The following is a 22,139-nucleotide window of genomic DNA, read 5'->3' as shown; positions in this document are numbered from 1 at the left end:
GCAACCGGCGTGCGGGGGCTCGCCCTTGTCCGCGGGGCGGGCTGCGTCCCAGGGGAGCCGCCGCGCTTCGCGGAGCCTGCACACGGCGGCAACCGCTTCCCCCGACGTCCTCCACACCCTCGACGACTTCACCACCTGCGCCGCCCGCCGTGGCGGCGGATTCCGGCCAGGAGCCGGCCCGTCGGAGATCGGCGCGGTGTGAGGGGTTACTCACCCGTAGCGTTTGCTGTGCGAATTCCCCTGCGGCTGCCCACCGGTGACCTGCCGAGGTGCAGGGGCGGTGAAGGCGGGGAGGGCGCGCGGTGCTCACCCTGTGCGCGTCCTGAAGTCGACCTTGTGTGCTCCCTGTGCAATTCGGAAGAGTGGGCGGCCGTCCACCAGCCTTCCGGCCCGCCGCGGTCCCCACGGCCGCCCGCGCCGACCCCCCCCCACAGGAGGAACCGAGTTGCAGCACCGACGCATACCCCGGCGACGGGCGGCCATGGCGGGAGCGGGCGTCGCAGCGCTCGTCGCGGCAGGAGTGACCTTCCAGACTGCGAACGCCAGCGAACCTGCGAAGACCTCGCAGCCCGCCCCGCTCTCGGCCCTCGCGGCCGGAAAGCTCGCCTCGTCGCTCGGCCGGGACCTCGGCGCCGACGCGGCGGGCACGTACTACGACGCGAAGAGCAAGAGCCTGGTGGTGAACGTCCTCGACAAGGCCGCGGCGAAGACCGTCGAGGCGGCCGGCGCCAAGGCCAGACTCGTCGAGAACTCCCTCGCCGAACTGACCGGCGCCCGCGCCACGCTGGCGTCGGACGCGAGCATCCCGGGCACCGCCTGGGTGACCGACCCGACCGCCAACAAGGTCGTCGTCACCGCCGACCGCACCGTCTCCGAGGCCGAGTGGGCCACCCTCTCCAAGGTCGTCGCCGGGCTCGGCGAGACCGTGGAACTCCAGCGCACGAAGGGGGAGTACACGCCCTTCGTGGCCGGCGGCGACGCGATCACCGGGGGCACCGGGCGCTGCTCGCTCGGCTTCAACGTGGTCAAGGGCGGCGAGCCGTACTTCCTGACCGCCGGGCACTGCACGGACGCCATCTCCACCTGGTCGGACTCCTCAGGCGCGCAGATCGGCGCCAATGAGGTCTCCAGCTTCCCGGGCGACGACTACGGCCTGGTCAAGTACACCGCCGAGGTCGCCCACCCGAGCGAGGTGAACCTCTACAACGGCTCCGCGCAGGCCATCACCGGCGCCGCCGAGGCGACCGTCGGCATGAAGGTCACCCGCAGCGGGTCGACCACGCAGGTCCACTCCGGCACGGTCACGGGCCTCGACGCCACGGTGAACTACGGCAACGGCGACGTGGTCGACGGCCTCATCCAGACCGACGTCTGCGCCGAGCCCGGCGACAGCGGCGGTTCCCTCTTCTCGGGCAGCAGCGCTGTCGGCCTGACCTCGGGCGGCAGCGGCGACTGCACGGCCGGTGGGGAGACGTTCTTCCAGCCGGTGACGGAGGCGCTGTCGGCCACCGGGACGCAGATCGGCTGACCCCGGCCTGGGCCCGGGCCTGACCCCGGCCTGGGCCCGGGCCTGACCCCGGCCTGGGCCCGGGGCGGAGCCCCGGCCCGGGGGTCCGCCCCGACCCGTCGGAGGTCCCGCTCCCCGCGCATGCGTGGGGCGGGGCCTCATGCCGTTCTGCGCCGGGTGCGCAGCGTCGCCGCGAGCAGCGTGACGACGACCCCTCCGACCGCCCACGCCGACAGCACCAGCAGGGCCGCGGTCATGTCGTTGCCCTGGAAGTAGGCGATCGAGCGCGCCGCCCAGGTCCCCGCGCCCGGCGGCAGCGCCGGGCCGATCGCCCGCCAGAACGGCGGGAGCAGCGGGGGCGGGAGGGCGCCGCCCGCGCTCGGGTTGCCGAGGATCACCACGAGCAGGATGACCAGCCCGACCCCGGCGAGCCCGAAGACGCCCTGGAAGGCGAGGGTGGCCGCGCCGACCGCGAAGATGATCAGCGCGCCGAGCCCCCAGTAGGCCGCGACACCGCCCGGCAGTGCGCCCAGGACCGGACCGACGATCAGAGCGCCGCCGAGTCCGCCGACGATCCCGACGGCGACCATGGCGAGCAGCCGGATCACCGCGCGCCGTGGGGTCGAGCTCCCGGCGCCCGAACTGATCACCATGATCGACGCGCACAGATAGCCGCCCACGCACCAGCCGACGGCCAGATAGAACGATGACAGCCCGTTGGCGTCCTCCCGGTCGGCCGGGACCACGTCGAGGGTCCGCAGGGTGCGCGCCTCGGACTTCTCCAGGGTGGTGGTGAGCGTCACCAGGGTGGCGGCCAGGACCTTTCCGCCGCCGGTGGCCACCAGCAGGGTGTCGGTGGCGCCCGACGGGGAGACGATCAGGGCCCCGTCGATCTCCCGGTTCATGATCTGTTTCCGGGCCGTCGCGGCGTCGGCCACCGTGCGGGGATCCAGCGGACTGCCGGGCAGCCTCTCCAGCCGGGCCACGGTCTGCCGGGCGGCCGCCCCCGGCGCGACGACCCCGAAGGGCACGTCCTTCGGCTTCGGGTCGTGCAGCGCCCCCACGTAGGAGGCGATGAAGAGCAGATGGAGGGCGACCACGCCGACGACCAGCAGCGTGGCCCGTGGGGTGACGGCGTCCTTGACCTCGTCGAGGAAGGAGCCGCGCGAGGGGGCGCGGGGCGCGTCGGGCCCGGTCGTCTGCGTCATGTCCCCACGGTCCGGGGTGCGAGGTGTTTCCGCAGGTGGGAGGCGTCCGAACGGCTGTCGTGCAGATGTTCGGAATTCGAGATCCACGACGGGGATCGAATTCGGGGTCCACAGCGGGGAGGGGCCGGGATGTTCTGAACTGGTGTTCGAATCTGGAGTTGCGGATGCGTGTGCGGTGCGGACCGCCGGCGCGGAACTGCCGCGCACCCCGCGGCCGCCGGGGCTCACGCGTCTGCACACCGTCTTCGATCCCCGTGCTCGGGACGCCCTCGGCATCTCTTGCCTCCTGGGGCATGGCCGGGCAGGCGTGGCTGTGCATGGCTCTCGACTCGGGGGAGTCGTGCCGGGAGCCGCCGCCGGGGCCGGTCCGAGGCCGCCCGTATGCCCTGGGGTGCTCGGAGGTGCGGCGCGAGGGCGTTTTCCCTCAACTGCTCTGCCGCGTCGGGGAGGTGGCGAGCGGTGGCTGTTTCCGGACGCTCCGACCTCGCCAAAATAATCGTCAGCATGTTCGAATCTGGTCGCTGACCGGTGCTGATGGGGTTAGAGTAATCGAACGAGCGTACGATGAACATATCGGGCTTATGGCCGAAAAGGGGTGGAGTGATGGAGGTGTGGCATGACGGGCTTCGCCCATCTGCACGTCGCGTCCGGTTACTCCGTCCGCTACGGCGCCGCCCAGCCCGAGCACCTCGCCCGGCGGGCGGCCGAGCGGGGCATGGCGGCGCTCGCGCTCACCGACCGGGACACGGTCACCGGTGCCGTCCGGTTTGCGCAGGCGTGTGCGAAAGACGGGGTCCGGCCGATCTTCGGTATCGACCTCGCGGTGGAGGCTCTCGCACCCGCGCCGCCCGCCCGGCGCCGCCGCACCCCGGCGCGCGGCGGCGCGCACGTCGTCGAGCCGACCCTGCGGTTCGTGCTGCTCGCCCATGACCGGGCGGGATGGGCGCGGCTGTGCCGCATCACCTCGGCCGCCCATGTCGGTGCCGTGTCCGGTACGGCGCCGGTGGTGCCGTGGGATGCCCTTCGCGAGTACGGCGGTCCCGGTCTGACCGTGCTGCTCGGGCCGCTCTCGGAACCGGTGCGTGCCCTGTCGGTGGGGCGGGAGGATGTCGCGATGAAGCTGCTGGCGCCCTGGAAGGAGATCTTCGGGAGGGGCGTCCGACTGGAAGTCGTTGCGCAGAAACGTTCCGGCACCGGTCCGGGATCCTTGCGTCTGGCCGCCCGCACCCTGGCCCTGGCCGATCGCACCCACACCACCGCGATCCTCTCCAACGCCGTCCGCTACGCCGACCCGGACCAGCACCGCCTTGCCGATGTCCTGGACGCCGCGCGGCTACTGCGCCCCATCGACCGGCGTCACCTGGACAGTGGGCAGCGCTGGCTCAAGGACGAGAGAGGAATGGCGAGCGTGGCGCGGATGATCGCCGAGTCCGCGGGGACGGACGTCCGTCGGATCCGGCGCCTGATGGCGGACACCGTCGCCACGGCGACCGAGTGCGCCGTCGACCCGGTGGCGGACCTCGGACTCGGTACGCCGCACTTTCCGGAACCCTCGCTCTTCGGGGCTGAGCCAAGAACGGGAGGAGCTGCCCGACTGCTGCGCCGGCAGTGCGAGGCCGGCCTGGCCCGACGCGGTCTCGACCGGGACCGCGCCGCGCTCGAGCGGATGGCCGAAGAGCTGAAAGTGATCTCCACGCTGTCCTACGACTCGTACTTCCTTGCCGTCGGTCAGGTCGTGGCCGACATCCGGGCCAAGGGCATCCGGGTCGCGGCACGCGGATCCGGCGCCGGGTCGATGGTCTGTCACGCGCTGGGTATCGCCACGGCCAACCCGCTCGACCACCGTCTGCTGTTCGAACGCTTCCTGAGCGAGCGCCGGGCCTCGCTGCCCGACATCGACATCGACGTGGAGTCCGCGCGACGACTGGAGTGCTACGACACGATCTTCGAGCGGTTCGGCAAGGAACGGGTCGCGGTCACCGCGATGCCCGAGACCTACCGTGCCCGTCGGGCCCTGCGCGACACCGGCCTCGCGCTCGGGATCGCCCCGGCCGAGGTCGACCGGATCGCCAAGAGCTTCCCCCACCTGCGGGCCTGCGACATCACCGGCGCGCTCGCCGAACTGCCCGAACTGCGGCAGCTGGCCGCCGAGGCCCACCGCTACGGACCCCTGTGGGAGCTGGCCGAGGGCCTCGACTCCCTGGTGCACGGCATGGCCATGCACCCCTGCGGTGTGGTCATCAGCGACGCGACCCTGCTGGACCGGCTGCCGGTGCAGCCCACCCCGCAGGGCGACTACCCGATGGCGATGGCGGCGAAGGAGGAGATCGAGGCGCTCGGCAACATCAAACTCGACGTCCTGGGCGTACGGATGCAGTCCGCGATGGCCCACGCCGTCACCGAGATCGAACGCGCCACCGGCACGTCCATCGACCTCGACGACCCCGGGCAGGTGCCGCTCGACGACGTCTTCGCCTTCAAGCTCATCCAGGAGAGCCGGACCCTGGGCCTGTTCCAGCTGGAGTCGCCCGGCCAGCAGGATCTCCTGTCCCGGCTGCAGCCCCGCGACGTGCAGGACGTCATCGCCGACATCAGCCTCTTCCGCCCCGGGCCGGTCGCCGGCGGCATGCCCGAGCGGTACATCGCGGCCCGGCACGGGGGTGCGCCGTCGTACGCGCATCCGGACCTGGAGCCGGTGCTCGCCGACACCTACGGCGTGACCATCTGGCACGAGCAGATCATCGAGACCCTGCGGGTGCTGACCGGCTGCGACCGGGCCTTCGCGGAGATCACCCGGCGGGCCCTCGGCGACAGGGAGCAACTGCCCAGGATCAGGGACTGGTTCCACCGGCGGGCACGCACGCGTGGCTACAGCGCGGCCGTCCGGGACGAGGTGTGGAGGACCGTCGAGGCCTTCGGCGCGTACGGCTTCTGCCGGGCGCACGCGGTCGCGTTCGCCGTGCCGGCCCTGCAGAGCGCCTGGCTCAAGGCCCACTATCCGGCGTTCCTGCTGGCCGGCCTGCTCGAACACGACCCCGGGATGTGGCCCAAGCGGGTCCTGGTCGCCGACGCCCGCCGGGGCGGCGTGCAGGTCCTGCCCGTCGACGTCAACCGTTCCCGGGGGAGGCACACCGCGGAGAAGACCGACAGCGACCAGTGGGGCGTACGTCTCGCCCTGTCGGCGGTGCACGGCATCAGCGAAGCGGAGTGCATGCGTACAGAGGAGGGGCAGCCGTACGGATCGCTGTCGGACTTCTGGCAGCGGGCCCGCCCCAGCAGGCCGATCGCCGAACGTCTCGCGGAGATAGGCGCGTTGACCTGCCTCCACGACGGCCGCCTCACCCGACGTGATCTCCTGCTCCAGATAGCGGAGTTGCACCGACAGTCCCGCACCCGTCACGCGCACGAGGGTCAACTGCCCATCGACGCGGGTGCCGTCGGCGGCGCGGAGCCGAGCGGGCTGCCGGAGATGACCGGACGCGAAGCGCTGAGTGCCGAGTTGAACACCCTCGGCATCGATGTCTCCAAGCACCTCATGGAGCACCATCACAGGCTGCTGCGCGAGATCGGCGCGACCGACGCGGCGCACCTGTCGGGCTTCCGCGCGGGTCAGCAGGTCCTGGTCGCCGGCGTACGGGCCTCCACCCAGACCCCGCCGATCGCCAGCGGCAAGCGGATCATCTTCGTCACCCTGGAAGACGGGTCCGGCCTGGTCGACCTGGCCTTCTTCGAGGACTCCCATCCCGCCTGCGCGCACACCGTCTTCCACAGCGGGCTGCTGCTGGTGCGTGGCACGGTCCAGGTGCGCGGCACCCGCCGCACCGTCGTCGGCACCATGGCCTGGGACCTGGACGAGATCGCCGCCGCCCGCCGCGACCACGGCCCCGAGGCCGCCCTCGCCCTCCTGGGCGAGACCCGCCCGCACCCGACCCCCGCCCAGCCGCACCGCACCCTGGACAACGGCACGACCGGCGCCCGCCTCCACCCGTACGCCGACCTCCAGCCGGCCGGAACCCGCTCGGCCGACCTGAAGAAGTTCGGCCACCGCAGCCCGGGGAGCGCGGGATGAGCGGGCGTCAGCGGCACATCGCCCACCTCCATCTGCACGCCTCGCTGACGGGGGAGCAGTACGCCGATGCAGTCGAACTGATGTCCGGTGTGACGCCCCATGTCCAGGCCGTACCGCCCAACGCCGTCCAACTCGACCTGACGTCCGCGCTCAGATACTTCGACCTGTCTCCCTATGACGTCGTCCAGCTGGCGAAGCTCAGGCTGAAAGCCCTCTACGGCGTCGACAGCAGCGCCGGCCTCGCGGGCAACCGGATGCTGGCGACGATGGCCGCCGACGCGTCCGCGCCGGGTGAGACCACCTGGGTCCCGGCCGGGCAAGTGGTCGACTGGTTGTATCCGCGGCCGGTCACGGCGCTGCCCGGGATCGGCCGTGTCACGGCGGAGACGCTCGGCAGGTATGGGCTGCACACCATCGGGCAGGTCGCCGACCTGCCCGCGGGGACCCTGCAACGGCTTCTCGGCGCAGGCCCTGCTCGTCTGCTGATCGAGCGTGCCCGCGGTCACGATCCTCGCCCCGTAGTCCCGTCGGAACCGGCAGCGCATCTGGTCGCCGACCTCGTGCTGGAACGGGACTGCCTCGATCCGGCGCAGCACCATCGAGCCGTCCTGGGACTCGCCGACCAGGTCGGCCAACGCCTCCGCGGCGAAAGCCGGATCGCCGGCGGGCTCACCCTCACAGTGCGATACGCCGACCGTAGTTCCACCACGCGTACACGCAAGCTGCCGGAACCCGCCAATCACTCACCCACCCTCGTAGCGGCCGCCCTGGGTCTGCTGACCAGCCTCGGGCTGCAGCGAGCGAGAGTCCGCGCCTTCGTGATCCGCGCCGACGATCTGCTGCCCGCCGGCCATGCCTGCCGTCAGCTCTCTCTGGATCCCGGTGACGCTCGTGCCCGCGCAGCCGAAGCCGCAGCCGACCGTGCCCGTCGACGCTTCGGGGCAGAGGCTGTACGTCCAGCCGCTCTGGCTGACCACTGACGCCGCGAGCCACTGGTTCCTGGCGAAGGCGGTGTCCTGAGGCATGGCAGTTCCCGTCCCCGGCGCGGGCGCAAGCGGCGACGGTCCGGCGCGCAGTCGGCTCGACGGTTCGCAGGGCCCGCCCGCGCCGACGGGCTCGGCCGCCCAGGACGCGGAGGTGGTTCGGTCCGGCCATGGGGGGAGGGTCAGTTGGCCCACGGGGGAGTGATCCGGGTCCCGTCGGCCAGCTCCGCCTCCAGGCCGATGGAGGTGGTGACCCAGGAGAGCGCGGTGTGATCGGTCGGGTTCTCCACGGCCAGGGTCGCGCCCGGATTGACGATCAGCGTGTCGCCGGCGGTGATCCGCTCGGTGCGCCCGTCGAGGGTGACGAGCAGCTCGCCGACGAGCAGATGGAAGATCTCCTCCCGGTTGACGGTGTGCGCGGGCGCCTTCGTGCCCGCGGGGATCTCGCCCCGCCAGGCGCAGAGCTCCTTGCTTCCGCTGAGCGGGGTGGCGTACGAGACGAAGCGGGCTCCGTGGATCTCGTGGGTGACGGCCTCCGACGAACGGACGACAGGCATGGTGACTCCCTAAAATGGTCAAGTAGGTTGACTAAGCAGGTCAATGGTCAACCTGCTTGACTTTCCTGTCAAGGGTGTTTCATTGCGGATGTGCAGAACTCCGAAGCTCTCGCCCTGTCCGCCGCCCTGCTCGCCGCCGCCGGTGAGCTCACCCGGCGCATCAATGACGGCGTCGTCGCCCGCGGCTTCGAGGCGAGGCCTTCGTACGGCTTCACCTTCGCCCGGCTGGCCCCGGACGGCGCGACGGTCTCCGAAGTCGGCGCCCATCTCGGGGTCACCAAACAGGCCGCGAGCCAGCTCGTCGACGAGCTCGTGCGCAAGGGGTACGTCGAGCGCCGGCCGCATCCCGTGGACGCGCGCGCCCGGCTGATCGTCCTCACCGAGCGCGGCTGGGAGTGCACCCGCGCGGCGGAGGAGGCCGCGGCCGAGGCGGTGCGGGCGTGGACCGATGTGCTCGGCGAGGGTGAAGTGCGCGTGCTGTACGACCGTTTGTCGCGCATCGCCCCCTACGGTCCGATCAGGCCGGTCTGGTGACGGATCGTCGGTGGGCCGTCCAGGCGTCGACTACCACTGGAAGTTTTTACTGACGCGTAACTTCACACTTCAGCTACTCGTCCGTAACTTGACAAGTGAACAGCATCCCGTGATCCGGATCACAGGGCGTACGGCCCTCGTACCTCCCTTGAGCCGCAAGGAGATCACTCGATGCTGCCCTGGAATCGTGTGTTCAGACCGCTCGCCGCCCTGCTGCTGGCCGCCGCGGCCGCCACCGTCCCCGCCGCCGCCCACGCCTCGACCGACACCGCCGCCGCCCCCTCGAGCGGCTGGAACGACTACCGCTGCAAGCCCTCCGCAGCCCACCCCCACCCCGTCGTCCTCGTGCACGGCACTCTCGGCAACTCCGTCGACAACTGGCTGGCTCTCGCCCCCTACCTGACGGTCCGCGGCTACTGCGTCTTCTCCGTCGACTACGGCCAGCTGCCGGGCGTCCCGCTCTTCAACGGCCTCGGCCCCATCGCCGAATCGGCCGGCCAGCTCTCCGCCTTCGTGGACAAGGTGCTCGCCGCGACCGGCGCCGCCGAGGCCGACCTCGTCGGCCACTCCCAGGGCGGCATGATGCCGCGCTACTACCTGAAGTTCCTCGGCGGAGCCGCCAAGGTCGACGCGCTGGTCGGGATCGCCCCCGACAACCACGGCACCACACTCAGCGGTCTCACCCGTCTGCTGCCCTACTTCCCGGGCGCCGAGGACCTGCTCTCGGCCGCCACCCCGGGCCTCGCCGACCAGATCGTCGGGTCGGACTTCCTCACCGAGCTCAACGAGGGCGGAGACACCGTCCCCGGCGTCCGCTACACCGTCATCGCCACCCGGCACGACGAAGTCGTCACGCCGTGGCGCACCCAGTTCCTCAGCGGATCGAACGTGCGCAACGTCCTGCTCCAGGATCTGTGCCCGCTGGACCTCTCCGAGCACCTGGCGATCGGGCTGCTCGACCGGATCGCCTTCCACGAGGTGGCCAACGCGCTCGACCCGGCCCACGCCACCGCCACCACCTGCGCGTCGGTCCTGAGCTGACGCGCGGGCCGGGTTCGCCGGGGCCTGTCCGGCCTGAGCCGCCGGTCAGGCCCCGGAGTCCGTGTCGTCCGCCGTCTCAGCGGACGTGCCGCCCGGCGGACGCCGCCCGTCGGCGCACCGACGCGAACAGCAGGGCCGCGCCCAGCGCCAGGACGGCCGCGCCGCCCACCGCGAGATACGAGGCGCTGCCGTCCCCGCCGGTCCGCGCAAGACGCTCGCCCGAACCGGCTCGGGCGCCGGCCGCCCGCGGCGCGTTCGCGGAGGCGCCCGTGCCGTCGCGCGCACCGCCGTCGGCGGACGGCGTGCCGGGGTCCGTCGGATCCGTCGTCGTGGCCGCGTCGTCGTCGCCGTGCCCGTGGTTTTCGACCGACGACCGGCCGGCGCCGTCCCGGATCTGCTCGTCGGAGGGCGCGGAGGCGGCCGGCGCGGCACCGTCGCCCGTGCCCGTGCCCGTGCCCGTGCCCGTGCCCGTGCCCGAACTCGAACCCGTTGCCGTTCCCGAACCCGTCTCCGCTCGCGCGCCCCCTCCCGGGAAGGTGACGTCCGAGCAGGAGTAGAACGCCTCCGGGCTGTCCGAGCGCTGCCACACCGCGTACAGCAACTGCCGGCCCGAACGCTCGGGCAGGGTTCCGGAGAAGGTGTAGAAGCCGCCCGTCGCGACCGGGTCGACCGCCGTCGCCACCGGATGCGCCAGGTCCAGGTCGGACCAGGCCAGTGGCCGGGCCGGGTCGTAACCGGCCTTGGTGAGGTAGACCTCGAAGGTCCCCTTGTGCGGGGCGGTCACGCGGTATCGGAACGCGTACGGGCCGCTGTCGACGGCGGTCGCCGGCCAGTCGGCGCGGGCCAGGTCCAGGCCCTTGAACTCCTCGTCGCCCGCGCTGCAGAGCCTGCCGTCCGGGATCAGCTCCTGATGGCGGCCGTTCGCGTCGCCGATGCGGATGCCGTTCCAGTCGTACAAGGCCTGGGCGCCGCCCGCCGCGACCGCCGCCCGGCAGGCGTCCGACTTCGGGCTCTCCGGCCCCTCCGCGTAGCACTGCGCGACCCGGCTGACGGGATCGCCCATCGACCCGTGCGCGGCGGCGGGCGCGGCGGACAGCGCGGCCAGGGCCGGCGCTGCCAGACCGAGAGCGACGGCGGCGACGGCCTTTCGGCGTGCGGGCATGGGGGATCTCCTCGGAACCGGAACAGACGGCGGTGCGTGGTGCACCGGAACCAAGAAACCCCGAAACGGCCCGCTGAGGTCGGTCGGCGGCGATCTTTAGGGCCGCGTTAAGGAAGCGCTGAGCCTGGGATCAGGTAGGCGCCGCTCCCGGAGCGGAGAGCGAGGAGATCGCCCGCCCCGGCGGCCGACGGCCGGCGGTGCGGGTCCGTCACCGGCGCGAGGCGCGACGGAAGCGGCAGCGTCCGCCCGGACGCCCAAGGCCTGGGCGTCGGGCGGACGCTGCCGTACTTCGGTGGAAGCCATACGCGCGCGCCGGGGCCTGCCCGACGCCAGGGGGGAGTGAACGCGGCCTGAAGGGGGCGGGCTCAGCCGTCCGGCCACCAGGTGCGGGCGATGTCCTTGCGCACCTCGGGGCGGCCGGCGGGCCGTTCGTCGGCCTCGTCGCGGATCCTGCGGGATTCCGTCTTCTTCAGGGGCTTCTGCACGGTGGTGCGGCGCATGGCTGCCTCCTTCAAGGACTACCGAGTTCCGCGTTCTCACGGAGGTAGACCCTTTCCGGGAGAGTTCCTCATCAACCCCCGTTCTGTCAGTGGCGGGTGTCACGATTCGACTGTCAGTGGCGGGTGTCACTCTGGGGCACATGGGAGAAAACAGTGACGAAGCCACTTCGCCCGATGTCGACTGGGACGCGGCGGCGGCCGCGTTCGACGAGGAGCCGGACCACGGCCTGCGCGACCCCGCGGTGCGCGCGGCCTGGGCCCGGCGACTGCGCGCCTGGCTGCCGGAACGTGCGAGCGACGTGCTCGATCTCGGCTGCGGCACCGGCAGCCTCGCGCTCCTCGCGGCCGAGCAGGGACACCGTGTGACGGGCGTGGATCTGTCCCCGGCCATGATCGACCTGGCCCGCGCCAAACTCGCCGGGCGTGACGCGGTGTTCCTCCACGGTGACGCGGTGGCGCCCCCGGTCGGTGCCGAGCGGTTCGACGTCCTGCTCGTCCGGCACCTGCTGTGGGCGCTGCCCGACCCCGCCCGCGTCCTGCGGCACTGGTGCGGTCTGCTGCGCCCCGGTGGACGGCTCGTGCTGGTCGAGGGCGTCTGGGGCGCCGTCACCCCGGTCGGCATACCGGCGGACCGGCTCACAGCGCTGCTCGCCCCGCTGACCGGACACGCGCGTGTGGAGCCGCTGTCGCAGGACGCGCTGCTGTGGGGCGGTCCGGTGGACGACGAGCGGTACGCGGTGGTGGCGACGGTGTGAGCCGCTGCCGGCCCGGCGGCGGCCTCCCCGGGCGGCTGACGCCTTCGGGGTGCGCCGGCCGGCACACGGTCGCCGTTCCCCGGCCGCGGGTCACGCCAGCAGCGACTCCAGTCCGCCCTCGGTGCGGGCGAGCGCCTCCAGCTCGTCGAGGGCGGCGAGCGCGGCGGCCGCAGCCCTCGGGTCCCGCCGGGCGAGTCCGCTCTCCTCGAACTCGTCCTCGTCCAGGCGCCGGACGTCCGTGCCGTCGGCGGAGCGCCACAGGTCCAGGTCGAGGTCCTCGACGACGAGCTCCGCGCCGGACCGCACGGCCGGCCGGGCGATGTCGCAGTACCAGCCCTTCAGGGCGCCGGACGCGGCGCGGACCTCCTTCACCGAGTACCAGCGGTCGCGCCAGTAGAACTCGGTGAAGACGTCGCCCGCCTCGAACCGCACGAAGCCGAAGTCGCGTACGCCGTCACCGGCCCACGGGGCGCGCACGGCGATCCGGACGCCGTCGTCGGACAGCAGCCCGGCCGGGTAGCGGATCTTCGTCCGCCCGCCCTTGACCAGGACGACGTCCACCACCCCCACCGGCTCAGCCGACTTCGCGGACATACCGCACCTCCGTCGCGCGGATCTCGTACCCGAACCACCGGTTGACCGCGAGCATCGGCTGGTTGTCCGCGTCGTTGGCGGTGTACGCCCGCGTGTACCCGGCCGCGCGTGCGCGGTGCAGGGAGTCGTTCTTGACGAGTTTCGCCAGGCCCCGGCCGCGGTGGTCGCGGACGGTGCCGGTCATGGCGGTGCTGTAGCGCCCGGCGCCGTCGGCGTGGGCCACGCTGAACGCGACGGGGCGACCGTCGGCCACGGCGACCGAGGTCAGTTCCAGATCGAGGTGGGGGTGTTTCCAGTACTCGGCGATCCACGCCTCGTAGTCCGTGAACTCGGTCCCTATGTCTCCCGGTTCGTCGGAGCCCGCCTCCGCGTCGAGGGTGAACAACGGTCGTGGGTCGTCCGCGAAGTCCGCCGCGGTGCGCAGTTCGACGTCCGCCGGCGGCTTTCGCAGCGGCGGCAGCTCGGTGTGCTTCAGGTCCAGCACCAGGAAGTGCCCCGAGCGGCTCGCCCGGTAGCCGTGCCGCTCGGCGAAGGCGCGGTAGCCGGGCTGGTCCAGGACCCAGGCGAACAGCTTGGTCGCTCCGTGGGCCGCCAGGTGCTCCTCGGCGGCGCGCACCAGCAGCGTGCCCGCGCCGCGGCGGGTGCGGGCCGGGTCCACGTACACGTTGAGCCAGCCCTGGCCCGGCTCCGGGCTGTCGTACGCGAGGCCGGCCTGGGCCGTGCCCACGACCTCGCCGTCCGCCTCGGCGACCAGCGCGCGGTAGCGGGCGACGGCCGGGGCCAGGGCGAGGTGGTGGAGCACGGACGCCCGGCTGAAGTACATGTACGGCAGCGCGGCGTGCCGGACACGGACGAAGCCCTCGATGTCGGCGTCTGCGCCGGGGTCAAGATCGCGCACGATGACGGTCATGTGGGCCCACGCTAGGAGAGGCGGCCCGCGGATGCCTCCCATTTTCCGGCGGGTACGGGACAATCGGGCCGTGACCTTGAAGATCCACATCGATGAGAGTGCCGCGCCCTACGAGCAGGTCCGGGCGCAGATCGCCGAGCAGGCGCGGTCGGGAGAGCTGCCCGTCGGGTACCGGCTGCCGACCGTGCGCGGCCTGGCCGAGACGCTCGGCCTCGCCGCGAACACCGTCGCCAAGGCCTACCGGGCGCTGGAGGCGGACGGGGTGATCGAGACCCGGGGGCGCAACGGCACCGTCGTCGCCGCCGCGGGACCGGCGGCGGAGCGAGAGGCCGCGGCAGCCGCACAGGCGTACGCCGAACGGGTGCTGCGGCTGGGGCTCGGCGAGGAGCAGGCGGCCGCAGCCGTCCGGGAAGCGCTGCGGGCGGCCTACCGGGCGTGATCACCGTCGCGTGGCGAGTCCGCTCGGGGTGCGCGTCACCGTCAGCCCCGCCCGTGCCGCCGTCCGCCCGAACAGCGCCGCGTCCGCCACCGCCGCGCCGCCGGGATCGTTGTTGAAGTACGCGTAGACGTCGGCGTCGTCCGGCCAGGTCGTCGCGATGCGGTCCAGCCAGGTCTCCAGGGCCCGGCGGCCGTAGTGCGGCCAGGGGTGGGCGCGCCCCTGGTGGAAGCGGACGTATCCCCAGCCGGCGGTCCGCCACAACGGGGTCACCGCACGCGAGCGGCTGTCGGCCCAGCACAGGGCCGCGCCCCGGGAGCGCAGGACCTCCCGCACCTGAGGCGTCCACCACGACGCGTGGCGCGGCTCGACCGCGACCCGGGCGGCCGACGGGAAGCAGGCCAGACAGGCGTCCAGCAGAGCGGGATCGGCCCGCAGGGTCGGCGGCAGCTGGAGCAGGACCGGGCCGAGGCGGCCGCCGAGACCCGCGGCGTGGGTCATCAGACGGTGCACCGGCTCCTCGGGGTCCTTCAGCCGTCTGATGTGGGTGAGACAGCGGCTCGCCTTCACCGCGACGGCGAAGTCCGGCGGGACGCGCTCCGCCCAGGACGCGAAGGTCTCCCGGGACGGAAGCCGGTAGAAGGCGTTGTTGATCTCCACGGTGGCGAAGTGTCCGGTGTACTCCTCCAGCCACCGCCGTACGGGCACGTCCGCCGGATACAGGACGTCCTTCCAGTCCTTGTACTGCCAGCCCGACGTGCCGACGTGCAGCGTCATACCTCCATGAGAACACCCGAAGCCCGTCGGGGGGCCGCGCGGGGCGGCCGGGTGCTCAGAGGTACAGCCCCGCGTCCGCCACCCCGCGCGGCTCCGGCAGCGCGGTGGGGGAGATGCCGCGGCGCAGCGCGTACAGCTCCGCGAGCGTCGCGCCCTCGCGGCCCACCCCCTCCTCCGTGCCCAGCCAGTCCACGGCCTCCCGGCGGGTCAGCGCACCCACCTCGATCCGGGCCAGACAGCGGCCGGGGCGGACCACGGCGGGGTGGAGGCGCTCCAGGTCCTCGTTGGTGGTGACGCCGACCAGGACGTTGCGGCCCTGACCGAGCAGGCCGTCGGTCAGGTTCAGCAGCCGGGACAGCGCCTGGCCAGCCGTGTGCTTGGCCTCGCCGCGGATCAGTTCGTCGCAGTCCTCCAGGAGCAGCAGCCGCCAGCGGCTCTTGCCGGCCCCGTCCTCCTCGCCGATCGCGATGTCCATGAGATAGCCGACGTCCGAGAACAGCCGCTCGGGGTCCAGCACGCAGTCCACCTGGCACCACTCCCGCCAGGAGCGGGCCAGGGTGCGCAGCGCGGACGTCTTTCCGGTGCCGGGCGGGCCGTGCAGCAGGAGCAGCCGGCCGGCGATGCTCTCCGGGGTCGTGCCCATCAGCCGGTCCATCGCCTCGGCCACCGGGGCCGTGTAGTTGGGGCGCACCTCGTCCCAGGTGCCCGCGGAGATCTGGCGGGTGGTGCGGTGCGGGCCGCGCCGCGGGGAGACGTACCAGAACCCCATGGTCACGTTCTCCGGCTGGGGCTCGGGTTCGTCCGCCGCGCCGTCCGTGGCCTCGTCGAGCACCTGCGCGGCCAGTTCGGCGGTGGTCGCGGTGACCGTGACGTCGGCGCCGCGGTTCCAGCGGGAGATCAGCAGCGTCCAGCCGTCGCCCTCGGCCAGGGTGGCGCTGCGGTCGTCGTCGCGGGCCATGCGCAACACCCGGGCCTGCGGCGGCAGCAGGGTCGCGCCGGAGCGCACGCGGTCGATGTTCGCCGCGTGCGAGTACGGCTGCTCGCCCGTCGCGAAGCGGCCGAGGAACAGCGCGTCGACGACGTCGGACGGGGAGTCGGAGTCGTCGACGGTGAGCCGGATCGGCAGTGCGTCGTGTGGGAGTGCGGACATGCCGCCATGATCCGGCACGAGCCCTCCCTGTGCACCCGGTTTCCGAGGTGCGCGCGGTGTGTCGGTTGTGTCGGATTCGTCTGTTCGATCCGTTCCGTCCCGGCCGCCGGGGGCGGACTCCGGCGGGGTGTGAACGGCCTCGCCCGGGTGGGCTCCTGACTTTCCGTCCGGTCGGCTTCTGACTCTCCGTCCGGTGAGCGTTACAGAACGGCACACTCCGTCGGCGGCAAAGTTGGCATGGACACTTCCCGTCAACACGCGTAGTTGCTACGACAGTCATGGCAGAGATCCTGCTAAAGGGAGGTTCCATGAGACGTTCCCGACTTGTCGTATTCGTCAGCTCAGTCCTCCTCGCCGCCGGCGCCGCCCTCACCGGGTCGGTCCCCGCGCAGGCATCCCAACTCGCCGCCGGCGGCGGCTATGTGGCGCTCGGCGACTCCTACTCCTCCGGTGTCGGAGCGGGCGGCTACATCAGCTCCAGCGGCAGCTGCAAGCGCAGCACCAAGGCGTACCCCTACCTCTGGAACGCCGCCCACGCCCCGTCCTCGTTCACCTTCGCGGCATGTTCAGGCGCTCGTACGGGTGATCTTCTGGCCACCCAGCTCGGCGGCCTGAACGCCTCCACCGCTCTGGTGACCGTCACCATCGGCGGCAACGACGCGGGCTTCGCCGACGTCATGACGACCTGCGTCACCAGCTCCGACAGCACCTGCCTGTCCCGCATCGACACCGCCAGGGCGTACGTCGACTCGACGCTCCCCGGCAAACTCGACACCGTCTACTCGTCGATCCGCGACAGGGCCCCGAACGCGCGCGTCGTCGTCATCGGCTACCCGCGCTTCTACCGACTCGGCACGCTCTGCCTGGGGCTGTCCGAGGCGAAGCGCTCCGCGATCAACGGCGCCGCAGACTACCTGGACGCCGCCACCGCCCGGCGCGCCGCCGCACACGGCTTCGTCTTCGGCGACGTCCGCAGCTCGTTCGGCGGCCACGAGATCTGCTCGGGCAGCTCCTGGCTGCACAGCCTCAACCTGCTCGACATCGGCGAGTCCTACCACCCGACCGCATCCGGTCAGTCGGGCGGCTATCTGCCGGTTCTGAACAGCGCGGCCTGATCCGCGCCGGGCCTGACGCACCGCACCGGTGGTCAGGCCCGGTTCACTCCGACGGCGAGGGCGAGGGGCTGGTCCCGCCCGACGGGGACTCCGCCGCCTCGCAGGTGACCGAGAACGGCACCGATGCGGACGTCGTCTTCACCGGATCACGCACCTCGACGGCGATCGCGTTCTCGTACGTCCCGCTCTCCGCGTACGTCGACACGATCACCTTGTCCTGCTTGGACTTCCCGCCGTCCGACGGGAACTCGAGCGTCTTCCAGGTCTGCCCGGACAGCTCGCCGTCCTTCGACACCCAGCGGTACGACACCGTCTCGGGCAGCTGCCCTACCGTGATCGTCGCCGTGAAGGCGGGTGCGTCGGCATCCTTCGGCGGGCACTCGCCCGAGTACTCCGTGTGCGCGCCGGTCACGGTGACCGAGACCGTCTGCTTCGGCGCCTCGGAGCTGGCGCTCGGGCTCGGGCTCGGACTGGGCGACTCGGCCTGCGCGCTGGTCTCCGGCTGCGTCTGCGGCGGACTCGCCACCCCCGAAGCGCTGTTGGTGACCCCGCCGGACCCGCTCTTGTCGCCGTCGTCGTGGTTCAGCAGCCCGTAGGTCAGCCCCGCGACCGCCAGCGCAAGCGCCAGCACGCCCACGACGAGGACCGTGCCGGTCCGCCGGCCGCGGTCCGGCTCCCCGGCGGCCGTCGACGACGTGGCCGGCGGCGTCGTCGACCAGGGCTGGGGTGGGGTCGCGGCGGTCGACGCATGCCCCATCGGTTCGCCGCGGGGCGCGGGTGTCGGCGGGAACGCCGTGTACGGCACGGTGCGGGCCCCGTCGGTGCGGAAATCGGCTCCCCCGGAGGGGGCGCCCCCGGCGGCGACGAGCCGCAGATCCTGCTCGGCCCGGTCGGCCGGCAGCCGCTCGGCCGGATCCTTGCGCAGCAGTCCCTCGATCACCGGCGCCAGCGGACCGGCCCGGCGCGGCGGCGGCAGCTCCTCGTCCACGATCGCGCGCAGGGTGCTCAGCGGGGTGTCGTGGCGGAAAGGGGAGTTGCCCTCGACCGCCGCGTACAGCAGCACCCCCAGCGACCACAGGTCCGACTCGGGCCCCGGCGTGCGCCCCAGCGCCCGCTCCGGCGCGAGGAACTCGGGGGAGCCGATGACCTCGCCGGTCATCGTCAGCGCGGAGGTGCCCTCGACGGTGGCGATGCCGAAGTCGGTGAGCACCACCCGGCCGTCGTTCGACATCAGCACGTTCGCCGGCTTCACGTCCCGGTGCAGCACCCCGGCCTCGTGCGCGGCCCGCAGCGCGGCCAGCACCTCGGCGCCGATGTGCGCGGCCCGCGCCGGCTCGACCGGGCCCTGCGCGTCCAGCAGGTCGGCGAGGGAGATGCCGTGCACGATCTCCATGACGATCCACGGCCGCCCGTCCTGGGTGGCCACGTCGTACACCGTCACGACGTTCCGGTTCGCGACCCGGGCCGCGGCCCAGGCCTCGCGCTCCAGCCGGGCGTACAGCCGCTCGACGTCCGAGGCCGCCAGCCCGTGCGGGGCCCGGACCTCCTTGACGGCGACCTCGCGGTGCAGCACCTCGTCCCGCGCCCGCCACACCGTGCCCATGCCGCCCTCGCCGAGCGGTGTCAGCAGCCGGTACCGGCCCGCGATCAGACGTTCACTGCCCGGTTCTTCCGTCACCGCGCCCCCATTTCGCTCTTCGCATCCGGGCGAAAGCCTCCGCAACCCCACAAACGTAGCTCAGCCGAGTACGGATGCGGCCCCCTTGAGCACCAGTCCGGCGCCGAGGGCCACCACGAGGAACGCGGACCACAGGGGCAGGTTGCGGCGGACGAGGGTCACGGCCGGGTGGCCCGTCCAGCGCGGCTGCCGCTCCAGCAGGCGGGTCGCGCCGGCGCCCAGCCGGACGACGGCGAACCCGGCGGCGGTCAGGGTCAGCGCGAGCCCGACGCCGTAGGCGACGACGAGCAGCAGCCCGAACCAGGCCTGGCCGAGCGCGGCCGCGCCGACCAGCACGACCACGGCGGACGGACTGGGCACCATGCCTCCGGCGAACCCGAGCAGGAGCGTCCCGCGGAGGGTGGGGGCGACGGCGTGGGTGTGGGTGCGGCCGCCGTGGGAGTGCGTGTGACCCCCGTGGGTGTGCGGACGGCCGTGGTCGTGGTGGTGGTCGTGGTCGTGCGGCCGGGCGTGGTCGTGGCTGTGGTCGTGTTCCTGCGCGTGGTCGTGACCGTGGTCGTGGCCGTGACCGTGGCTGTGGTCGGCGTCGTGATGGGCATGGGTGTGCGGGGTGGTGGCCCCGACGAGGGCGAGTTGACGCTCGGGAGTCTTCGCGGGCGCAGGGGGATGCGGGTGGTCGTGACCGTGACCGTCGCCGTGCGGGTGGTCATGACCGTCGCCGTGCGGGTGCGGGTGGTCGTGGCCATGGTCGTGCGGGGCGCCCGCGCCTCGGCCGCGCCAGGCGCGACGGGCGAGGGTCGCGCCGGCGAAGAGCACCAGCGCCCCGCTCGCCAGCCCCAGCCAGGCGATCACCGACGGCGCCGCGGCCGAACCGGCGGTGACGAGCAGGCCGAGCGCGACGACGCCCAGGGTGTGCGTGACGGTGACGGAGGCGGCGAGCGGGAGGACGTCCTTCATCCGCGCCTTGCCGCCCCGCGCGGCCGCCGTCGCCGCCATGATGGTCTTGCCGTGCCCGGGCGCGACGGCGTGCATCGCGCCGAGGACCACGGCGATCACCAGGGCCAGCGCCGCGAAGCCGACGGTGAGGTCCTGTCGGGCGACCAGGTCGTCCAGCGCCCGGGTCCACCGGTCGGCGCCACGGGGCAGCACGGACGCGGCCGGCGCGTCCCGGCCCTCCTCGACGAGAGCCGCGCCGCCGGGCCGCACCGTCACGGACGCCGTCGCGGTGTCCGCCGGCGAGGACAGCAACTCCTTGGGGTACGTGGTCAGTTCGTGCGAGACCGACTTCTTCGGCACGTCGGAGTCGGTGAGCGTCATCCGGTCGCCGCGCGCGGTGATCTCACGCCAGCCGGGTCCGGTGGAGGCGCCCTCGCTGTGGAAGGCGAGGGCGACAGCGTTCTCGTCGGGCAGCGGAGCCGTCAGCCGGCACTCGACGCGGAGCGTGTCGAGCCCCGCCTGACCGGGACGTACGACCGCCTTGCTCACGCCCGCGGTGAGCGGCACGGCCCGGCCGTCGACGGTGAGCCTGCTGCCGTCGGCGGCGGTGGCGCAGCGCTCCCGCGCCCAGGCGTCCATCCCCAGCCGCTCGATGTCGGGCTTGGCCTGGGTCGCCGGGATCTCGGCGAGGTCCTCGACGTGGTCGACGCGCAGCTGCCCGGGTGCGGCGACGAGACCGTCGTAGCGGTTGACGGTGAAGTTGCCGAGGGGGTGCGCGCTCGCGGCGGCGGAAGGAACCAGCACGAGCGCGCACCCGGCCGTGAACACGGCCGCGCAGGAGGCGAACAGACGACGTGAGATCACTTGGTCGCCTCCAGCGACTTGAGCGCCGTACGGGCCTCGCGGGCGCCCAGTGCGGAGAAGCCGGGGTTCAGCTTCAGGGCGGCGGAGAGGTGGGTACGGGCGTCCTGCGGATGGCCGGTCGCCTTCTCGATCACCCCGAGGTGGTACAGGAAGGACGCGTTGCGGTAACCGGTGGCCGTGGCCTGCCGGGCGTAGGGGAGAGCCTCGGCGTCCCTGCCGTTGACGTGCAGCGCCCAGGCGAGGGCGTCCGCGGTGTGCACGGTGTGCCTGCGGGACCAGTCGTCGCGGGCCGCCCGCAGGGCCGTGGCCCGGTCGCCGTGGTCGGCGGCGGCGAGCGCGGTGTCGAGGTCGGCGTTGACGCCGTTGGCGCGGGCGATGGCGGTCCAGGCGTCGACCAGGGCGTACTGGTCGGCGGCCTTCGCCGCGTCCCCCGCTCCGCCCCGGGCCTCGTACAGCTCGCCGAGTTCGACCAGCGGGCCGGGCAGCGGGTAGCGGGCGACGATGAGTTCCAGTCCCTTGACGGCTTCCGCCTGCCGTCCGCTCGCCGCCTGGGCGCGGGCGCGGCCCTCCAGCGCGGGGAGGTAGTTCTCGTCGGCGGCGAGGGCGCGGGCGTAGTGGGTGAGGGCGGTCGCGTAGTCGCCCTGGTTCCAGGCGAGTTGACCGAGCTGGGCGGCGACGTAGGCGATGTCGCCGGGCGAACTGGACGCGGCCAGCGCCCGGTCCAGGACCCGGCGGGCGGTCGTGACGTCGCCGCGCAGCTCGTGGACGTAGGCGTAGCGGGTGAACACCGGCACCCCGGGCCTTCGTCGGTCCGCCGTGCGGACCGCGGCGTCTGCGTCGTCATAGCGGCCGAGCTCGACCAGGGCGTCGATCCGGGAGCTCAGGGCGCGTTCGTTGTAGGGGTTCTGCTTCAGCGTCCGGTCGGCGAAGGACAGGGCGCCGGCGAAGTCGTGGCGCGCGGCGGCGAGGGCCGCGCGGCCGGCCAGGGCCTGGTCGTTGTCGGCGCGCAGGGCCAGGGAGCGCTTGAGGGCCTGCTCGGCCTGCGGGTAGCGGGAGGGGTCGCCCTTGGTGCGGGCCTGCTCGACGTAGGCGAGCCCGAGGGTGGCCCAGCCGCCGAAGTCACGGGGCTGTGCGCGCAGATGGGCCTGCAGGGCGGTGATGCTCGCGTCGAGGTCGCCGCCGGCGAGCAGCCCGGGGGAGACCGCCGCGGCCGCCGCCACGGGGACCCCGCTCTGGTCGTGCACCGCCCCGAGCGCGACCGCACCGGCGGTGAGCGCGACGGCCAGCATGGCGGCGCACGCCCCGAGGTGCACGGTCCGCCAGCGACGGCCCGCCGCGCCCACCCGCCGCACGGCGGCGGCCC

At 73.0% G+C, this 22,139-nt stretch carries 20 protein-coding genes; 9 read left to right on the top strand and 11 right to left on the bottom strand.

Features of this window, described 5'->3' with window-relative positions; all coding sequences use genetic code 11:
- Positions 1-202: hypothetical protein (locus tag ACN6LD_RS38425; RefSeq protein WP_445045579.1), on the top strand; the 202-nt coding region annotated here is incomplete at its 5' end.
- 243 nt (positions 203-445) lie between these two features.
- Entirely contained in the window at positions 446-1,528 is a 1,083-nt protein-coding gene (locus tag ACN6LD_RS38420; RefSeq protein ID WP_445045578.1) for a S1 family peptidase, read from the top strand.
- Between the two features lie 137 nt (positions 1,529-1,665).
- Here ACN6LD_RS38420 and ACN6LD_RS38415 read toward each other — a convergent pair whose 3' ends face one another.
- Complete coding sequence (locus ACN6LD_RS38415; protein ID WP_319192725.1) at positions 1,666-2,715, bottom strand: DUF3533 domain-containing protein; 1,050 nt, start codon at positions 2,713-2,715, stop codon at positions 1,666-1,668.
- Positions 2,716-3,331: 616 nt separating this feature from the next.
- Between ACN6LD_RS38415 and ACN6LD_RS38410 the strand changes: the two genes are divergently transcribed.
- Both ACN6LD_RS38410 and ACN6LD_RS38405 read left to right on the top strand, forming a co-directional pair.
- Positions 3,332-6,784, top strand: coding sequence for a DNA polymerase III subunit alpha (locus ACN6LD_RS38410; protein ID WP_445045577.1), 3,453 nt, complete (start codon positions 3,332-3,334; stop codon positions 6,782-6,784).
- Positions 6,781-7,764 carry a DNA polymerase Y family protein gene (locus ACN6LD_RS38405; RefSeq protein WP_319198290.1) on the top strand — a complete coding sequence of 328 codons (984 nt, stop codon included), beginning with the start codon at positions 6,781-6,783 and terminating at the stop codon, positions 7,762-7,764. Before ACN6LD_RS38410 ends, ACN6LD_RS38405 begins: the two co-directional genes overlap by 4 nt.
- A 185-nt stretch (positions 7,765-7,949) precedes the next feature.
- Here ACN6LD_RS38405 and ACN6LD_RS38400 read toward each other — a convergent pair whose 3' ends face one another.
- Positions 7,950-8,324 carry a cupin domain-containing protein gene (locus ACN6LD_RS38400; RefSeq protein ID WP_319198288.1) on the bottom strand — a complete coding sequence of 125 codons (375 nt, stop codon included), beginning with the start codon at positions 8,322-8,324 and terminating at the stop codon, positions 7,950-7,952.
- Between the two features lie 90 nt (positions 8,325-8,414).
- Here ACN6LD_RS38400 and ACN6LD_RS38395 point away from each other — a divergent pair, with 90 nt between their 5' ends.
- Both ACN6LD_RS38395 and ACN6LD_RS38390 read left to right on the top strand, forming a co-directional pair.
- A complete protein-coding gene (locus ACN6LD_RS38395) occupies positions 8,415-8,858 on the top strand; it encodes a MarR family winged helix-turn-helix transcriptional regulator (protein ID WP_319198286.1) in 444 nt (147 codons plus the stop codon).
- A 171-nt stretch (positions 8,859-9,029) separates the two neighbouring features.
- Positions 9,030-9,899, top strand: coding sequence for an esterase/lipase family protein (locus ACN6LD_RS38390; RefSeq protein WP_445045576.1), 870 nt, complete (start codon positions 9,030-9,032; stop codon positions 9,897-9,899).
- Between the two features lie 76 nt (positions 9,900-9,975).
- Here ACN6LD_RS38390 and ACN6LD_RS38385 read toward each other — a convergent pair whose 3' ends face one another.
- Both ACN6LD_RS38385 and ACN6LD_RS38380 read right to left on the bottom strand, forming a co-directional pair.
- Complete coding sequence (locus ACN6LD_RS38385) at positions 9,976-11,061, bottom strand: lytic polysaccharide monooxygenase auxiliary activity family 9 protein (protein WP_445045575.1); 1,086 nt, start codon at positions 11,059-11,061, stop codon at positions 9,976-9,978.
- 365 nt (positions 11,062-11,426) lie between these two features.
- On the bottom strand, positions 11,427-11,561 hold the full coding sequence (locus tag ACN6LD_RS38380; protein ID WP_107105240.1) for a hypothetical protein: 135 nt from the start codon (positions 11,559-11,561) through the stop codon (positions 11,427-11,429).
- 140 nt (positions 11,562-11,701) lie between these two features.
- Here ACN6LD_RS38380 and ACN6LD_RS38375 point away from each other — a divergent pair, with 140 nt between their 5' ends.
- Positions 11,702-12,316, top strand: a complete 615-nt coding sequence (locus ACN6LD_RS38375; protein WP_319195577.1) for a class I SAM-dependent methyltransferase — start codon at positions 11,702-11,704, stop codon at positions 12,314-12,316.
- Positions 12,317-12,406: 90 nt separating this feature from the next.
- On the opposite strand, the gene ACN6LD_RS38370 is transcribed toward ACN6LD_RS38375, so the two are convergent.
- Both ACN6LD_RS38370 and ACN6LD_RS38365 read right to left on the bottom strand, forming a co-directional pair.
- A complete protein-coding gene (locus ACN6LD_RS38370; protein WP_319195575.1) occupies positions 12,407-12,910 on the bottom strand; it encodes a DUF402 domain-containing protein in 504 nt (167 codons plus the stop codon).
- Positions 12,891-13,820, bottom strand: coding sequence for a GNAT family N-acetyltransferase (locus tag ACN6LD_RS38365; RefSeq protein ID WP_319195573.1), 930 nt, complete (start codon positions 13,818-13,820; stop codon positions 12,891-12,893). The genes ACN6LD_RS38370 and ACN6LD_RS38365 overlap by 20 nt, the downstream gene beginning before the upstream one ends.
- 70 nt (positions 13,821-13,890) lie before the next feature.
- Between ACN6LD_RS38365 and ACN6LD_RS38360 the strand changes: the two genes are divergently transcribed.
- Positions 13,891-14,259, top strand: coding sequence for a GntR family transcriptional regulator (locus ACN6LD_RS38360; RefSeq protein WP_319195571.1), 369 nt, complete (start codon positions 13,891-13,893; stop codon positions 14,257-14,259).
- Here the strand turns inward: ACN6LD_RS38360 and ACN6LD_RS38355 are convergent, their stop codons facing one another.
- Entirely contained in the window at positions 14,260-15,033 is a 774-nt protein-coding gene (locus tag ACN6LD_RS38355; RefSeq protein ID WP_319195569.1) for a DUF72 domain-containing protein, read from the bottom strand.
- A 55-nt stretch (positions 15,034-15,088) separates the two neighbouring features.
- Positions 15,089-16,183 (bottom strand): DUF5925 domain-containing protein, encoded by a 1,095-nt coding sequence (locus ACN6LD_RS38350; RefSeq protein WP_319195568.1) that lies wholly within the window; start codon positions 16,181-16,183, stop codon positions 15,089-15,091.
- Positions 16,184-16,491: 308 nt separating this feature from the next.
- On the opposite strand from ACN6LD_RS38350, the gene ACN6LD_RS38345 reads away from it, so the two are divergent.
- Positions 16,492-17,298: an SGNH/GDSL hydrolase family protein gene (locus tag ACN6LD_RS38345; protein ID WP_319195567.1), complete on the top strand. Its 807-nt coding sequence runs from the start codon at positions 16,492-16,494 to the stop codon at positions 17,296-17,298.
- Between the two features lie 43 nt (positions 17,299-17,341).
- Here the strand turns inward: ACN6LD_RS38345 and ACN6LD_RS38340 are convergent, their stop codons facing one another.
- The 3 genes from ACN6LD_RS38340 to ACN6LD_RS38330 all read right to left on the bottom strand — a co-directional run.
- Positions 17,342-18,976 (bottom strand): serine/threonine-protein kinase, encoded by a 1,635-nt coding sequence (locus tag ACN6LD_RS38340; RefSeq protein ID WP_445045574.1) that lies wholly within the window; start codon positions 18,974-18,976, stop codon positions 17,342-17,344.
- Positions 18,977-19,036: 60 nt separating this feature from the next.
- Complete coding sequence (locus ACN6LD_RS38335; RefSeq protein ID WP_445045573.1) at positions 19,037-20,776, bottom strand: HoxN/HupN/NixA family nickel/cobalt transporter; 1,740 nt, start codon at positions 20,774-20,776, stop codon at positions 19,037-19,039.
- The coding region (locus tag ACN6LD_RS38330; RefSeq protein ID WP_445045572.1) for a tetratricopeptide repeat protein at positions 20,773-22,139 on the bottom strand (1,367 nt) is incomplete at its 5' end. The genes ACN6LD_RS38335 and ACN6LD_RS38330, both read right to left, overlap by 4 nt.

This window comes from Streptomyces sp. SAS_272 (genome assembly GCF_052543235.1).
The sequence above is the reverse complement of the archived record's forward strand: the minus strand, read 5'-3'. Positions and strand labels throughout refer to the sequence as shown.